Here is a 14,945-nt window from a genome sequence, read left to right as displayed (position 1 = left end):
TCCGCAAGTGTGGCGTCAGCCGCAGGTGAGTCCTTCCGGCGGTGTCTTCAGGTCGATGAGGTAGGCGAAGACGGCGTCGTCCACGCACGGCACGCCCCCGGAGAGGAACGCGGTGTGGCGGGTTCCCTTGTTGGTGATCAGCGCCGCGCCCAGCTGATGGGCCAGATCGACACCGGCCTGATACGGGGTGGCCGGATCCGCGGTCGTGGAGATGACCACGGTCTTGGGCAGGCCCGGTGCGGAAATGTTGTGCGGGGAGCCGCTGTTGGGCACGGGCCAGAACGCGCACATCTCGAGCGGCGCCTGCCCGGTGGCGTGGCCGTCGTCGAGGAACGGGGCAACCTTGCGGTATTCCGCGTCCTGCTTATCGGTGTCGGCGCGGTCCTTGATGGCCGGATCGTCGACGCAGTGGATGGCCAGGAACGCGTCCTGCGAATTGTCGTAGGTGCCGTCCTTGCTGCGGCCGTCGTAGAGATCGGCGAGCTGCAGCAGGATGTCGCCCTTGCCCTTGGCCAGCTGAGCCAGGCCCGCGCTCAGCACATTCCAGCTGTCCTCGGCGTAGAGGGTGTTCTGCACACCGGTGACCGCGTCGCTGTAGGTGAGCCCGCGGCCGTCGCGGGTCTCGGCCGGATGGTTCCAGAGCGGGTTGACCAGATCGTGGAAGCGGGCCACCGTCTGACTCGCGTCCTGGCCCAGCGGGCAGTCCGGTTTGCTCGCGCAGTCGGCGGCGTAGGCGTCGAACGCCTTCTGGAATCCGGCGGCCTGCTGCACCGATTCTTTGTCCGGATCGGCGTCCGGATCGAGGGCGCCGTCGAGCACCATGGCCCGCACCTTGTCCGGGAACTTCTCGGCGTAGGTGTAGCCGAGCCGGGTGCCGTAGGAGTAGCCGACGTAGTTGAGCTTGTCGTCGCCGAGCACTCCCCGGATGATGTCCATGTCCTGCACCACCTCGCGAGTGCCGACGTGGGCGAGGAATTCGTTGCCGGTCTTCTCGGTGCAGTGGGCGGCGAAGTCCTTGTTCTCCTGCTCGGCGGCCGCGATGCCGGCGGGGGTGTAGTCCTTGGGCGGTTCGGCGCGTTGCTGATCCCACTGCTGCCCGGTCAGACATTCGATCAGCGGCGTGGAGGCGCCGACACCGCGCGGATCGAAACCGATGCGGTCGAATCGCTGCGCGAGCGGGGTGTCCTGTCCCTGCGCGGCCATCCACAGTCCGGCCTGGCCGGGCCCGCCCGGGTTGAAGAGCAGCGATCCGATGCGCTGCCCGGTCGCCTTGATCCGGGAGACCGCGATCTGCGCGGTCGCGCCCTCGGGCTTGTCGTAATCGATCGGCACCGAGATGTGCGTGCATTCGGTGCCCTGCGGGAATCGGGTCGAGGAATCGCCGAATCCGTCACAGCTGCCCCACGCCGGCACCTGGGTGTAGTACTTCTGCAGCGCGGCCGGACTCGGCGCGGACGGCTGGGCGACGGGGTGATTCTTCGACGTCGACGAGCAGGCGGCGGCCACACACATCAGGGCCACCGCGGCTGCGACGCGACCGGATCGCGACAAGGACATGCGCGCCATCCTTCCATCTCTGCCTGTGATCATTGCGGCGTCCGCGGCGGCCTTCGTGGTTGAGCGGGCTGCCTCCGCCGGCCGCGTCGTTCCCGCCGCGTGTGACGAATCCCATCCCGGGCACGCCTTAAACGCGGCACTGTCGCGGTGGCAGACTGGACGGGTCATAGCAACCCGGGGACCCGATCGGGCCTCGAGGACAGACGAAAGGGACGATGATGTCCGCTGCTCAGGATAATCCTGCTTCCGAAACCACAGCCTACGGTGCCGCACCGACAACTTCCCGGCGGAAGACGCGAGTACAGCACCTGCAGCAATGGAAATCCGCGGGCGAGAAGTGGGCGATGCTGACCGCCTACGACTACTCCACCGCGAAGCTGTTCGAAGAGGCCGGCATCCCCGTGCTGCTGGTCGGCGATTCGGCGGCCAACGTGGTCTACGGCTACGACACCACCGTGCCGATCACGATCGAGGAACTGCTGCCGCTGGTACGCGGCGTGGTCCGCGGGGCGCCGCATGCCCTGGTGGTGGCCGATCTGCCGTTCGGCAGCTACGAGGGCTCGCCCGAACAGGCGCTGGCCAGCGCCACCCGCTTCATGAAGGAGGGTGGTGCGCATGCGGTGAAACTCGAAGGCGGAGAACGGGTTTCCGAGCACATCGCCCGGCTCACCGCCTCCGGCATCCCGGTGGTGGCGCATATCGGCTTCACCCCGCAGAGCGTCAACACCCTCGGTGGTTACCGGGTGCAGGGCCGCGGCGACGGGGCCGAACAGCTGATCGCCGACGCCATCGCGGTGCAGGAGGCCGGGGCCGTCGCCGTGGTGATGGAGATGGTGCCCGCCGAACTGGCCGGGCAGGTCACCCACAAGCTGACCATCCCGACCGTCGGCATCGGCGCCGGCAGCGACTGCGACGCCCAGGTGCTCGTCTGGCAGGACATGGCCGGCTACACCAGCGGCAAGACGGCCAAGTTCGTCAAGCGCTTCGGCCGTGTGGGCGACGAATTGCGCAGCGCCGCAGCGGAATACGCACGAGAGGTAGCGCAGGGTACCTATCCGGGACCGGAACACAGCTTCTGAGGAACGGGTCGGCCGCGTGCTGCGCGCGCGGTCGACCCCATTTCGGCGCGGACGCCGATGCCGTCCGCGTCCGCACTGCGGTAGGGCGGCTCAGGGCGTTCGATCCGGGTCTGAGCGATGGGCGGCTCGGGGCCGAGCTTGCTGGGGCCTCCGACCCGATACAGTCCGTTCCCGGTAGGCCGGCGGGAGGCGGCGTTCCCGCGGCCCCTCCCGAAACGGAATCGGCTCCGTGACCGACGTCGGCCGAGCACTCCCTCCACCGCCTGCGAGCAGGCAACTTCCGCATGCTCGGCGGTGACGGTAATTTGAGAGAATGGTCCGGCCACCGACTGCACGTCCCGCAGTGCCCGGTGCCGGTCGGCTGGGATTGCTGGAGCCGACGGCAGCCGCGTCGTTACGAGAGCTCGCCTGGGACAATGTCGACAGCGTTGCACTGCTGTGGGCGTTGTCGCGGTCGCCGGATGCCGATCTGGCGCTGCTGACCCTGATCCGCCTGCGCGAGGCGCTCGGGTCCGATTGGGCCGCACTGGATTCCGCGCTGCGCACCGATCTGTCGTTGCGCGGCAGGCTGTTCGCGCTGATCGGCTCGTCGAGCGCGTTCGCCGACCATCTGGTCGCCGATCCGGCGAGCTGGCAGCTGTTGCGGCGGGAACTGCCGAGCACGCGCGAGATTCTCGACGATCTGCTCGACGTGGTCGGCGCCGAGCCCGAGACGGGGCCGAACGCCGCGCCGATGCTCTACCGCGCCACCCACGCCGGGCCCGACGCGATCGCGTTGCTGCGCAAGCGATATCGCGATCAACTGATGGTGCTGGCCGCCCACGATCTGGCCGCCACCGTCGAGAACGAACCGGTGCTGCCGTATCAGCAGGTCGGCAACCATCTCACCGACCTCGCCGATGCCGCACTCACCGCCGCGCTCTCGGTGGCGGTGGCGCGGATCTGCCCCGACGACCCGGTTCCGGTCCGGCTGGCGGTGGTCGCGATGGGCAAATGCGGTGCGCGCGAACTCAATTACGTCTCCGATGTCGACGTGGTGTTCGTCGCCGAACCCGCCGACACCACCGCCACCCGGCTGGCCGCGGAGATGATGGGCATCGCCGGCAGCGCGTTCTTCGACGTCGATGCGGCGCTGCGTCCGGAAGGCAAGGCCGGGGCGCTGGTGCGCACGCTGGATTCGCACATCACCTACTACAAGCGCTGGGCGCGCACCTGGGAATTCCAGGCGCTGCTGAAGAACCGCCCCGCCACCGGCGATCTGGAACTCGGCAGGCAGTACAGCGAGGCGCTGATGCCGATGGTGTGGAGCGCCTCGGAACGACCGGATTTCGTCGCCGACGTGCAGGCGATGCGGCGCCGGGTCGAAAGCCTGGTGCCCGAGGACATGCGCGAGCGGGAGCTGAAACTCGGCCACGGCAGCCTGCGCGACGTCGAATTCGCGGTGCAGCTGCTGCAGTTGGTGCACGGTAAGGCCGATGAATCGCTGCATGTGCCGGGGACGGTCGAGGCGTTGACCGCGCTGGCCGCGCGTGGCTATGTGGGCCGCGACGACGCCGCGAACCTCACCGCCTCCTACGAATTCCTGCGCCTGCTCGAGCACCGCCTGCAGTTGCAGCGGCTCAAGCGCACCCACACCTTGCCCGCAACCGACGACGAGGAGGGGATGCGCTGGCTCGCTCGCGCGGCGCATATGCGTCCCGACGGGCGCCAGGACGCGGTCGGGGTGCTGCGCAGCGAGATCAAGCGCAACACCCTGCGGGTGCGCCGGCTGCACGCGAAGCTGTTCTACCGCCCGCTGCTGGAATCGGTGGCCCGCCTCGACGCCGCCGCGTTGCGCCTGAGTCCACAGGCCGCGGTCCGCCAGCTCGCCGCCCTGGGCTACGCCGCCCCGGAGAACGCGCTCGGCCACCTCAAGGCGCTCACCGGGGAGGTGGGGCGCAAGGGCCGCATCCAGGCGCTGCTGTTGCCGACCCTGCTCGAATGGCTCGGTGACACACCGAATCCCGATGCCGGGTTGCTGGCCTACCGGCGGGTGTCCGAAGGCCTCGACGACCAGATCTGGTTCCTGCGCGAACTCCGCGACGAGGGCGCGATCGCGCAGCGGCTGATGATCGTGCTCGGCTCCTCGGCCTATCTGCCCGATCTGCTGATCAACGCGCCCGAAACCATCCGGATGTTCGCCGACGGACCGGACGGGCCGCTGCTGCTGACCCCGAAGGCCGAGGATGTGCGATCCAGCATCCTGGCCGGGGCCGCCCGCTACGACGATCCCAGACGGGCCGTGGCCACCGCCCGCTCGCTGCGCCGCCACGAGCTGGCCCGCATCGCCTCCGCCGACGTGCTCGGCATGCTGGAGGTGCCGCGGGTGTGCCGGGCGCTGTCGTGGGTCTGGGTCGCGGTGCTCGAGGCGTCGCTGCAGGCCGTGATCCGGGCCTGGGAGGCCGAACATCAGGCGCCCGCGCCCGCGGACTTGGCCGTGATCGGCATGGGCCGTCTCGGCGGGATGGAACTGGGCTACGGATCCGACGCCGATGTGCTGTTCGTCTGCGATCCGCGTCCCGGCGCGGACGAGACGGTCGCGGTGAAATGGGCGATCGGCGTCGCCGAACAGGTGCAGCGGCTCCTCGGCGCGCCCAGTACCGATCCGCCGCTGCAGGTCGATGCGGGGCTGCGGCCCGAGGGACGCAACGGCGCGCTGGTCCGCACCCTGGCCGCCTATCGCGCCTACTACCAGCAGTGGGCGCAGCCGTGGGAAGTGCAGGCGCTGCTGCGCGCACATCAGGTCGCCGGCAACGAGGAACTGGGTTTGCGGTTCCTGCATTCGATCGATCCGGTGCGCTATCCCAAGGGCGGGGTCTCCGAGGAGGCCGTGCGCGAGATCCGGCGGATCAAGGCGCGCGTCGACTCCGAACGCCTGCCGCGCGGCGCGAATCCGGCCACCCACACCAAACTCGGCCGCGGTGGTCTCGCCGATATCGAGTGGACCGTGCAACTGCTGCAACTCCAGCACGCGCACGAGGTGCCGGAGCTGCACAACACCTCCACGCTCGAATGCCTCGCGGTGATCGAACAGAACAAACTGCTCGACGCCCTCGATGTGGAGCTGCTGCGCGACGCCTGGCTCACCGCCACCAAGGCCCGCAACGCCCTGGTGCTGGTGCGCGGCAAACCCGCCGACCAGCTGCCCGGGCCCGGGCCGTTGCTCTCGGCCGTGGCGCGGGTCGCGGGCTGGCCGACCGACGACGGCAGCGAATTCCTCGACCACTACATGCGCGTGACGAGGCGGGCGAAGACGGTCGTCGAACGCGTCTTCGGCGGCGGGTGAGCGAGGCGTAGATCCGTCGCGGCGGGGTACGCGATCAGTGACACCGATGCGTGGGCGCGGCGGTTGTCGCGGTCACGTCGGTCACCGGGGGCGGTAGGCGGCGCTTTCGTGGACCGGCGATGAATTCTCGCGATACGGCCGGCTTTGTGGGCCGAAAACGTGTTGCGGGGAACAGACCGGACGCGATATCGGTTGGTACAGAGTGTGCTGTGCCGTCCTGACCGTGCGAGGGGCCCCGCAAAGCCGGAACGAGCGTTCCGCATACTGTATCGGTACGCGACCATTCGGGAGGACCGCCATGGTGAGGATGTTCGTGGACGTGCGCAGCGCCCACCAACTCGACGACACACGCGATGCGCTGCGTGATCGGAGACCGTGATGGCTCAACTCAATTCGGCCGTCACCGGTTACCGCACCTATCGGCACGCCGCCCTGAATCCGACCCGCGCCGTGCGAGTTCCGCTGATCGTGGTGCTGTTGCTGGTCGGTATGGTGCTGCTGTACGCGGCCGACCGCGCCTCCCGTGAAGGTGTCAATCGCGGCTGGTTCGTGGCGGTGTCGCTGTCGGGCCTGTTCGTGGCGCGCGGACTGCATCTGCGGCGGCCGATCACGCTGCCGCACTTCACGGTCGCGGTGATCGTGCTCGGGGTGTCCAATATCGCCTACCGCAGCGACCACGGCACCGTCGGCTTCGTCTGCCTCGCCTCCACGGGCCTGATCCTGATGCTGCCGCAGAGTTCGCGTCCGCAACCGGATCAGCAGCATCGCATCGCCGCATTGGTCGACCGCACCGTCGAGGATCCGCTGGCCCCGTTCGCCCTGCATTCGGCCAAATCCTATTTCTTCAGCGCCGATTCGAACGCCGCGATCGGCTACCGCGCGCGCTTCGGCATCGCGGTCGTCGCGGGCGACCCGGTCGGCAACTGCGCCGAATTCGGCCGGCTCATCGCCGAGTTCTCCGAATTCGCTTCCGCGCGCGGCTGGCGGATCGCGGTGCTGGGCGCCAGCCCCGCGGTCACCGAACTGTGGCGCACCCGCGCGACCGATCATCATGGCCTGCACGCCATTCCGATCGGCCGTGACGTGGTGGTCGAGGTCGACTCGTTCGATATGGTCGGCCGCAAATTCCGCAACCTGCGCCAGGCGGTGAGCCGCACCCGCAACTTCGGCGTCAAGACCGAGGTGATTCCCGAACGCGAACTCGACCGCGAGATGCGCGAGGCGCTGCTGGGCATCGTCGACGAGTGGGGGACCGGCCACCAGACCCGCGGCTTCTCGATGATCCTGGACCATCTGCTCGACGGCCGGAATCCGGGCATGCTCGTGGTGATCGCCCGCGACGGTGAGGGCCGGGTCGCCGGATTCCAGCGCTACGGATCCTCCAATCACGGCAGCGAACTCAGCCTCGATGTGCCGTGGCGGCGCAAGGATGCCCCGAACGGCTTGGACGAGCGGATGATCGTCGACCTCGTCGACTACGGCCGTGACCACGACGTGCACCGCATCTCGCTGGCGTTCGCGGCATTCCCCGAACTGTTCGCCGACAAGGAACGATCGCGCTCCAAGCAGGTCATCTATGTGCTGGCCCGCACGCTGGATCCGCTGATCCGGCTGGAATCGCTGTACCGGTTCCTGCGCAAGTTCAACTCCTTCGGCAATCAGCGGTTCGTCCTCATCCGCTGGCGTGAGATCGTCTTCACCGTGCTCGCGCTGCTGACGCTGGAATTCGTTCCGCACCGCAAACAGGGCTGACCGGCGATCACGCCATATTGCCCTCGTAGCACAGGCCGGTTCCGCGCCAGGTCGGCTGCGGCGCAACGCTTCCGCGATCGAAGCGCCATGCGCTGACGGGTTCGGCGGCCTTCCAGAACAAGCGGCCGTCGTGGCCGCGCACCACCTGGTAGACGTCGTCGGTGCCCTCGACCAGTTGATTGCCGACGCAGTAGTCGTTGTACGCGGTGCCGGGCTGGCGCGCGCCCAGACTGAAGTGCGCGGCCGGGTCGCCGGCCGAGCCCGGGTTGGCGACGGTATCGGGCCGGTCCGAGGCGGCGCCTGCCGACCACAGGGGAGTGCCGCGGCCGTCGGCGCCGCAGGTGTAGCCGCGACCGCCCGCGATGACGGTAGCGCCGGCAGGGTGGGAGGTTCCGGCCCACAGGCAGCCGGTGGCGGGTTGGGCGACCGATCGCCTCGATTCGGCCTCGGCGGGCGCCGCGGTGAAGCCGAGGCCCGCGGCGGTGAGCGCCGCCAGGGCGGGAATGGTGAGGGATGCGCGGGGGTGTCGGGGCATGGTCTCGGCCTCTCTGCTCGCCGTTGAGCATCTACTATCTACGTAGGTAAATAGTAGATGAACGCATGGTGTGCGCGCCATGTCGTGGTCGTCACCGTGCGGCATCCGTGCCGATATCGAGATATACGTTGCGCATTCGCGCGGGCGCCCGATTACGATGTGAGCGCTCGGGAGACGGGGGGGCCGCTGTGCGGAATCCGGATCGTCGTCGGTCCGGGCGTCGACAGTGGTATTCGGGGAGGACACGAGATGAGATACAACAGGCGGCTGCGGCTGGCCGCGGCGGCCGGGTTGCTGGTGCTCGGCGCGGTATCGGCCGGATGCGGCACCGATGCGAAAACGACTGTGGCGCACGATGTTGCCGCGACCAACGAGAATCCGTGGGCGCTCAGCGGCGCCGCGCCCAATGCCTCCGGCCCGAGCGGTCCGCGACCGGGCGTGCCCGACGCGCCGCTGCACGCCGACAACGGTGACGGCGGCGAGATGGACCGGCTGGCCCTCAACACCCTGTCGGATCTGCAGGACTACTGGGGCGCCGAATACGCCGAGAACTTTCCGGGCACCTTCAAGCCGGTGGGTCACTTCATTTCCTGGGATGCCAACGCGCCCAAGGAACAATCGGTCACCTTCTGCCGCTCCAGCACCTATCACGTGGTGAACGCGGCCTACTGCAAGATCGACAAGACCGTCGGGTGGGATCGCGGCAAACTGCTGCCGCTGATCTCGAACAAGTACGGGAAGATGGCCGTGGTCATGGTGCTCGCGCACGAGTACGGTCACTCGCTACAGGACCAGGCCCGGCTCAACGGATTCTTCACGCCCGGAATCGTGCTCGAACAGCAGGCCGACTGCTTCGCGGGTGTGTTTCTGCGGCATGTGGCCGAGGGCGGTTCGGCGCATTTCACCCTGAACACGACCGACGGGCTCAACGGTGTGCTCGGTGCGACGGTCGCCGTGCGCGACCGCGACCCCGACAACCCGAAGAATGTGCACGGCTCGGCGTTCGAGCGCGTGACGGCGGTGCAGATCGGCTGGTCCGACGGCGCGGCCGGGTGTAAGGGCATCACCAAGAAGGAGATTCAGCAGCGCCGCGGCGGCCTGCCGACCACCTTCGAACCCGGCGACGAGGAGAATCAGATGGGTGTCGACGTCGACGGGCTCAATGCCGTCGCCGCCGCGCTCGCCCGGATCTATCCACTGCCGCAGCCGCCGGTGCTCGACTATTCCGGAATCGCCGAGAATTGCCCGAAAGATACTGCGGTGGAGCCGGTTTCGTACTGCCCGGCGAGCAATACCGTGGGCACCGATGTGCCGGAACTGGCCAAGCGCGCCGGTCAGCAACCGGGCGACGGGGACCCGCTGTCCGCGGTGGTCGACGGCAACTACAACGCCTACGTCGTGTTCATCTCCCGCTATGTGCTCGCGGTGGAACGAGATCGGCACCTGTCGCTGCAAGGACCGGAATCCGCCGGGTTGCGCACCGCCTGCCTGTCCGGCGTCGTGACCACCAAGCTCAGCGATCCGGCCGGCGATCCCCGGCTCACCGCGGGTGACCTGGACGCCGCGGTGTCGGGTCTGCTGGCCGACGGCCTGGCCGCGAGCGATACCGACGGCAAGGTGGTGCCCAGCGGGTATCAGCGGCTCGACGCGTTCCGCGCCGGGGTGCTCGACGGTGAGACGGCCTGCCTGAACAACTACAAGTGACGAGCAGGGGCGACCGGATCGCCGGTCGCCCCTGCCGTGCTGTGTCGTCGGCCGGTCCCGGACCGCGTGCCCTCGGCGGACTCGGCCGTGTCCGGTCTCAGACCGCGCTGGTGGGGAGGGTGCGCAGGGAGCTGAGCGTGGTCGCGACCGCGCGGGCGGCCTCGGCGCCCTTGGTGTGGAAGTGCTTGGTGAAGTAGTCCACGTGCTCGCTGTGCTCGTGGAAGTGATGCGGGGTCAGCACCACGGAGAACACCGGGACGTCGGTCTCGAGCTGCACGCGCATGAGCCCGTCGACCACGGCCGAGGCGACGAAATCGTGCCGGTAGATGCCGCCGTCGACGACCAGCGCCGCGGCCACCACCGCCGCGTACCGGCCGGTGCGGGCCAGCCGCTGCGCGTGCAGCGGGATCTCGAACGCGCCGGGCACGTCGAACACCTCGACGGCATCCGCCGAATACCCCAGATCGCCGTACTCGGCCAGGAAACCCGCGTAGGCCTGGGTGACGATGGACTGGTGCCAGTTGGCCCGGATGAAGGCGATACGTCCCTGGTCGGTATTGCTCATTCTCGGATGTTACTGCGCGCCGGTGTGCTCCTCCAACCAGCGCACCAGGTCGCCGAGTACCTTCTCGCGCTCGGGTTCGTTGAAAACCTCGTGGTAGAGGCCCGGATACCGCAGCACCGTGAGATCGGTCGCGGTGGCGCCGGCCTCGATCCGATCGGCGCCCACCGGGGCCGCCAGGGCATCCTCGCCGCCGTGCAGCACCAGCGTCGGCACCCGCAGCGCGTCCAGATGAGCGAGCACGAATTCGGCGCCGCGCAGAATCTCGGTCGCCGTGCGGGCCGGTAGTTTGCCGCGGTAGACCAGCGGATCCTGATCGTAGGCGCGTACCACCTCCGGATCGCGGCTGATCTGCGCCGAATCCAGTTGCAGCACACCCAGATTCGGCGCCCAGCGGCTCAACGCGGGAGCGAGCAGTCGCTGCACGGGGTTGCCGGCCTCGATGACCACCGGCGGCGCCGACACCGCGATGCCCGCGACGTCCAGCGGCGCCCGCGTCGCCAGATACAGCGTGATCAGGCTGCCCATGCTGTGCCCGAGGACGAACCGGGACAGGCCCGGATGCTTCGCACTCGCGATATCCAGCATGGTGTTCACATTGTCGGCGGCCGCGTCGATCGATTCGATATTCGACTGGCCGCCGCCGGAGCGGCCGTGGCCGATGTGGTCGAAGGCGTAGACCGCGAAACCGCTGTCCGCCAGCCGTTTACCCACATGGTCGTAGCGCCCGGAGTGTTCGGCGACGCCGTGTACCAGCACCACGACCGCGCGCGCCTGTTCGGGCAGCCAGGCCCGCCAGAACACCTGCCCGCCGTGGGCGTCGAATTCGCCGGTATCGCCTGTCGTCATCGCTGCCTCCGTCTGCGCCGTCGCTGCGCCGCCATTGTCGCGCACGGCGGGCCGGAGCGTTGCACATCGGCCCGCCGCGCCGGGATCGATGGTCAGCCCAGGTCGTAGTCGAACCAGATCCGGTGGGTGCCGTCGGCGTCGACCGCCAGACCGCCGGTTCCGGTGATCTCGCTCAGCTCCCCGGTGCCGCTGCTGGGCACGATCGTGAAGAATTCGGCGCTGCGGTCCTCGCCCGCGGTGGTCGCCGAATGGGCGAAGTTGAACGTGCCGGCCAATCCGTTGAGCGAGCCCTCGAACGACTCCATCGCGACATAGGTGCCCCGGCCCGACAGCTGGTCGAACGCGGCGGTGAACAACGTGGCCGAACGTCCGACCGCCTCACCCTCGAAATGCTTTTCCAGCCGGGCGATTCCGACCGGCGTCGCGGTGGGGATATCCGGATCGGGCAGGACGTCCGTGGCGACGAAGGATTTGACGGTGAACGTTGCTGTAGCTCGCACCCGTTGAGGGTAGCGGCGAACACCGACATTCCCGGCATCAGCCGCCGGTGCCGGTGTAGTGCGCGAGGACGCGGCGGTTGAATTCGATCAGCCGCGCGTAATTGGCCCGGGAGAGCCGTTCGTCGGTGCCGTGGATCCGCTCCAGATCCGCCGCGTCGACCAGGATCGGCGCGAAGTTGCACCGGGTGGCGGCCAGCCCGTCGTAGTGGCGGGAATCGGTGGCGCCGGGCACGATGCCGGTGGTCACCACCGCGTCGGGCACCAGGGCGCGGGTGATGTCGGCGATCAGGTCGAAGGCCGGACCGGGGCCGGTGATCCGCGAGGGTTCGGAGGCCGTTCCGATCACCTCGATCGTGACGCGCGGGTCGGCGACAACGCGGCGGCAGTGGTCGAGCACGGCGGACACCGAATCACCGGGCAGGATACGGAAATTCACCAGCGCCTCGGCGCTTTGCGGCAGCACGTTCGCCTTCACCCCGCCGCGGATCACGGTGGGGGCGGTCGTGGTGCGGACCAGCGCCTCGGTCTGCGGCCGCGCCGCCATCATCCGGGTGATCACCGCGCCCGCGACCGGGGCCAGCCGCAGCGCGGAACGCCGCGGCTCGGCCATGGCGGGGCGCATCCGGACCAGCATGTCGGCGATCACCGGCGTCATGCGCAGCGGCATCGGATGGTCCTGGAGGCGCGCGACCGCCCGCGCGATCCGGCCCACGGCGGTTTCGCGGCCGGGCATCGAGGAATGCCCGCCGGTGTCGGTGGTGCGCAATTGCACCGTGGCCCACCCTTTTTCACCGAGCATGATGGAGGCGACGGGTGCGGTGGCCCCGTCGGCGACACCCTGGGTGATCACTCCGCCTTCGTCGAGCAGCAGATCGGCGCGCACGTCGAGCTCGCGCAGCCGGGCCGCCATCCGGGTGGCGCCGGCGCGGCCGAAGATCTCCTCGTCGTGGCCGAAGGCGAAGTAGATGGTCCGGCGCGGACGGCGGCCCTCGGCCAGCAGCGATTCGGCGGCCTCCAGAATGGCCAGCACCCGGCTCTTGTCGTCGATCGCGCCACGGCCCCAGACGAATTCGTCGTCGACCACACCGGCGAACGGGGGATGGGTCCAGCGGGCCTCGTCGTCGACCGGAACCACATCCTGGTGGGCGAGCAGAACGGCCGCCGTACCGGGTTCGGTGCCGGGCCAGCGATACAAGCGGCTGTGGCCGAACCGCTCCAGTTCGAGATGGGTGTGTACCAGCGGGAATTCGTGTTCGAGAAGGCTTGCGAGCCGGTCGAATTCGATTACGTCGGCATCGGTGTCGTCGCGGGAGACGGTGACGCAGCGCAGGGCGGCCGCGAGCCGCTGGGCGGTCGCGTCGTCGACGATGGTCGCGGTCGTACCGGTCGCTGTCATCGATCTCCTCGTCGTTGCGGGAAGTCCACGGTCACACCGGAATCGCGCAGCACCTCGGCCGGCAGGCCGGTCACCCAGCGCGCGCGCCATTTGCCGAGCGCTTCACTGGTGCCGCCGGTCAGATCGAAATTCCGGGTGCCGGTGAGCAGCGGCAACTCCACGGTGCCGGAACGCACGCTCACCCGCGCGTTCGCCGGAGTGTGCGACCAGACGGTGTCGACCACATCGGTGATACGCACCCCGATCCGATGCCCGGCCGGCACGGTCCAATCCTGTGCCAGCAGGCGGATGTTCGCGGTGTCGGCGACCTGCGCGATACCCCGAGTGATCACCGTGCCCGCGCCGTCGGGCGCCACATCGTAGAGTTCGGCGGCCACCGTGGCGTCCGGTGGGCCGCTCAACGCCAGTGTGGCCGTGGGGATTCCGGACAGATGCTGATCGGAGGGCAGCGGCTGCGAGAGCGACCAGTACTCGCGGTCCGGGCCGGGGAGCAGGCCCCGATCGGTGTATTCACCGGGCCGGATCGGCATCGTCACTCGTGCGGAATCGGCGGGCGGCCAGACTTTTTCGCTGCGCCACCGGCCGTCGAAACTGCCGACGGTGACCCGTGGGCCCGGAACCTGAACGTCGCGTTGGGCCACATACTTGTCGAAGAAGGCCAGCGCCTCGCTGTAGAACTGCGGTGTCCCGCATGCCTCGTGGCAGTTCTGGTGTCCCCACTGGCCGAACCAGCCCCGGTCCTCGGGGAGGTCGTGGTTCTTCCAGACGTCGAAGACTCGATAGGCGCGGGTGTTGTAATCGAGGAAACCCTGGCTCAAGAACAGCGGAACCTTGCTGCCGCGAACGCGATCGGTGAGGTCACGATCGCGCCAGAACCGGGTACCACCGTCGTGGTCGGTGGTACCCGCCAGATAGGACTGCGCGCATTCGATCGGTAGCCGCGCGGCGTTGGCCTTGTATTCCGGTGAGTCGGAGGGGTGCGCGGGGGTGGAGGAGATCAGCAGATGTTCGAATCCGGCCATATCGCCGGGGCGAATCCCGTCCTCGGTCACCGGTTTTCCGGAGAACTTCCACGAAATGCCCTGCATGTACAGGTAGCTGTACGGGTCGACGACGGGTTCGAACGACGCCACCGCCGCCAGCCCCTTCGGGTTGGTGGCCAGACCCATGATGCCGGTCCATGCCTCGTAGGAGGTACCGGTCAGGCCGACTCGCCCGGTCGACCACGGTTGTGCCGCAGCCCATTCGACCGCGGTACGTACATCGCTCTGCTCGCCGGGGCCACCGAAGTCGGGGCAGCCACTGGACCCCCCGAAACCTCGCAGATCCACGATCACATAGGTGTAGCCGGCGTCGAGGAACAGTTCCGAATACAGATCGCGCAGCGACGGCCCGCCCTGCGGATGAACTTCTGCTGTGAACGCCAGATGGTTGCGGTAGGGGCTCACCGTCATGACGACCGGGGTGCGCACGTCGTCGGCCATGCCGGCGGGCCGGAGGATGTCCGCGTGCAACCGCACACCGTCGGGGGTGGTCAGGAATTCCTGGCGCCACTGATACGCCGGGGCCGGTGCGGCGGTCGCGGTGACCGGCGCCGTCGCCGCGATCAGGAGGACCAGCCCGCACAGTACGCGTGTGAGCACGCGCCGGGCACGTGGCGATGAATTCTCGAGCACCATAGGACTA

Annotated in this window: 11 protein-coding genes; 4 read left to right on the top strand and 7 right to left on the bottom strand. The window is 68.7% G+C overall.

Annotated elements, in window-relative coordinates; translation table 11 throughout:
• Positions 1-15: 15 nt before the first annotated feature.
• Positions 16-1,566 carry an alpha/beta hydrolase gene (locus tag ACPCUW_RS22640; RefSeq protein ID WP_423426953.1) on the bottom strand — a complete coding sequence of 517 codons (1,551 nt, stop codon included), beginning with the start codon at positions 1,564-1,566 and terminating at the stop codon, positions 16-18.
• 209 nt (positions 1,567-1,775) lie between these two features.
• On the opposite strand from ACPCUW_RS22640, the gene panB reads away from it, so the two are divergent.
• The 3 genes from panB to ACPCUW_RS22625 all read left to right on the top strand — a co-directional run bounded on the left by panB (position 1,776) and on the right by ACPCUW_RS22625 (position 7,713).
• The gene (gene panB, locus ACPCUW_RS22635) at positions 1,776-2,636 is read left to right on the top strand and encodes a 3-methyl-2-oxobutanoate hydroxymethyltransferase (RefSeq protein ID WP_062963535.1); all 861 of its coding nucleotides are present in this window, start codon (positions 1,776-1,778) and stop codon (positions 2,634-2,636) included.
• Between the two features lie 313 nt (positions 2,637-2,949).
• Complete coding sequence (locus tag ACPCUW_RS22630; protein WP_423426952.1) at positions 2,950-5,961, top strand: bifunctional [glutamine synthetase] adenylyltransferase/[glutamine synthetase]-adenylyl-L-tyrosine phosphorylase; 3,012 nt, start codon at positions 2,950-2,952, stop codon at positions 5,959-5,961.
• Positions 5,962-6,339: 378 nt separating this feature from the next.
• Positions 6,340-7,713 carry a bifunctional lysylphosphatidylglycerol flippase/synthetase MprF gene (locus ACPCUW_RS22625; RefSeq protein ID WP_423426950.1) on the top strand — a complete coding sequence of 458 codons (1,374 nt, stop codon included), beginning with the start codon at positions 6,340-6,342 and terminating at the stop codon, positions 7,711-7,713.
• Positions 7,714-7,720: 7 nt separating this feature from the next.
• Here the strand turns inward: ACPCUW_RS22625 and ACPCUW_RS22620 are convergent, their stop codons facing one another.
• Entirely contained in the window at positions 7,721-8,248 is a 528-nt protein-coding gene (locus ACPCUW_RS22620) for a hypothetical protein (protein WP_423426949.1), read from the bottom strand.
• A 249-nt stretch (positions 8,249-8,497) separates the two neighbouring features.
• On the opposite strand from ACPCUW_RS22620, the gene ACPCUW_RS22615 reads away from it, so the two are divergent.
• The gene (locus ACPCUW_RS22615; RefSeq protein ID WP_063011108.1) at positions 8,498-9,952 is read left to right on the top strand and encodes a hypothetical protein; all 1,455 of its coding nucleotides are present in this window, start codon (positions 8,498-8,500) and stop codon (positions 9,950-9,952) included.
• Positions 9,953-10,049: 97 nt separating this feature from the next.
• Here the strand turns inward: ACPCUW_RS22615 and ACPCUW_RS22610 are convergent, their stop codons facing one another.
• From ACPCUW_RS22610 to ACPCUW_RS22590, 5 genes are all read right to left on the bottom strand, one after another.
• On the bottom strand, positions 10,050-10,517 hold the full coding sequence (locus ACPCUW_RS22610; RefSeq protein WP_063011105.1) for a 6,7-dimethyl-8-ribityllumazine synthase: 468 nt from the start codon (positions 10,515-10,517) through the stop codon (positions 10,050-10,052).
• Positions 10,518-10,526: 9 nt separating this feature from the next.
• Complete coding sequence (locus ACPCUW_RS22605) at positions 10,527-11,363, bottom strand: lysophospholipase (RefSeq protein ID WP_423426947.1); 837 nt, start codon at positions 11,361-11,363, stop codon at positions 10,527-10,529.
• Between the two features lie 92 nt (positions 11,364-11,455).
• On the bottom strand, positions 11,456-11,863 hold the full coding sequence (locus ACPCUW_RS22600; protein ID WP_030515341.1) for a DUF3224 domain-containing protein: 408 nt from the start codon (positions 11,861-11,863) through the stop codon (positions 11,456-11,458).
• Between the two features lie 37 nt (positions 11,864-11,900).
• Positions 11,901-13,259, bottom strand: a complete 1,359-nt coding sequence (locus ACPCUW_RS22595; RefSeq protein ID WP_423426946.1) for a M20/M25/M40 family metallo-hydrolase — start codon at positions 13,257-13,259, stop codon at positions 11,901-11,903.
• Positions 13,256-14,902: a CocE/NonD family hydrolase gene (locus ACPCUW_RS22590; protein ID WP_423426944.1), complete on the bottom strand. Its 1,647-nt coding sequence runs from the start codon at positions 14,900-14,902 to the stop codon at positions 13,256-13,258. The genes ACPCUW_RS22595 and ACPCUW_RS22590 overlap by 4 nt, the downstream gene beginning before the upstream one ends.
• Positions 14,903-14,945: the final 43 nt, after the last annotated feature.

Source organism: Nocardia sp. AB354, from assembly GCF_049538315.1.
Classification (GTDB): domain Bacteria; phylum Actinomycetota; class Actinomycetes; order Mycobacteriales; family Mycobacteriaceae; genus Nocardia; species Nocardia nova.
The sequence above is the reverse complement of the archived record's forward strand: the minus strand, read 5'-3'. Positions and strand labels throughout refer to the sequence as shown.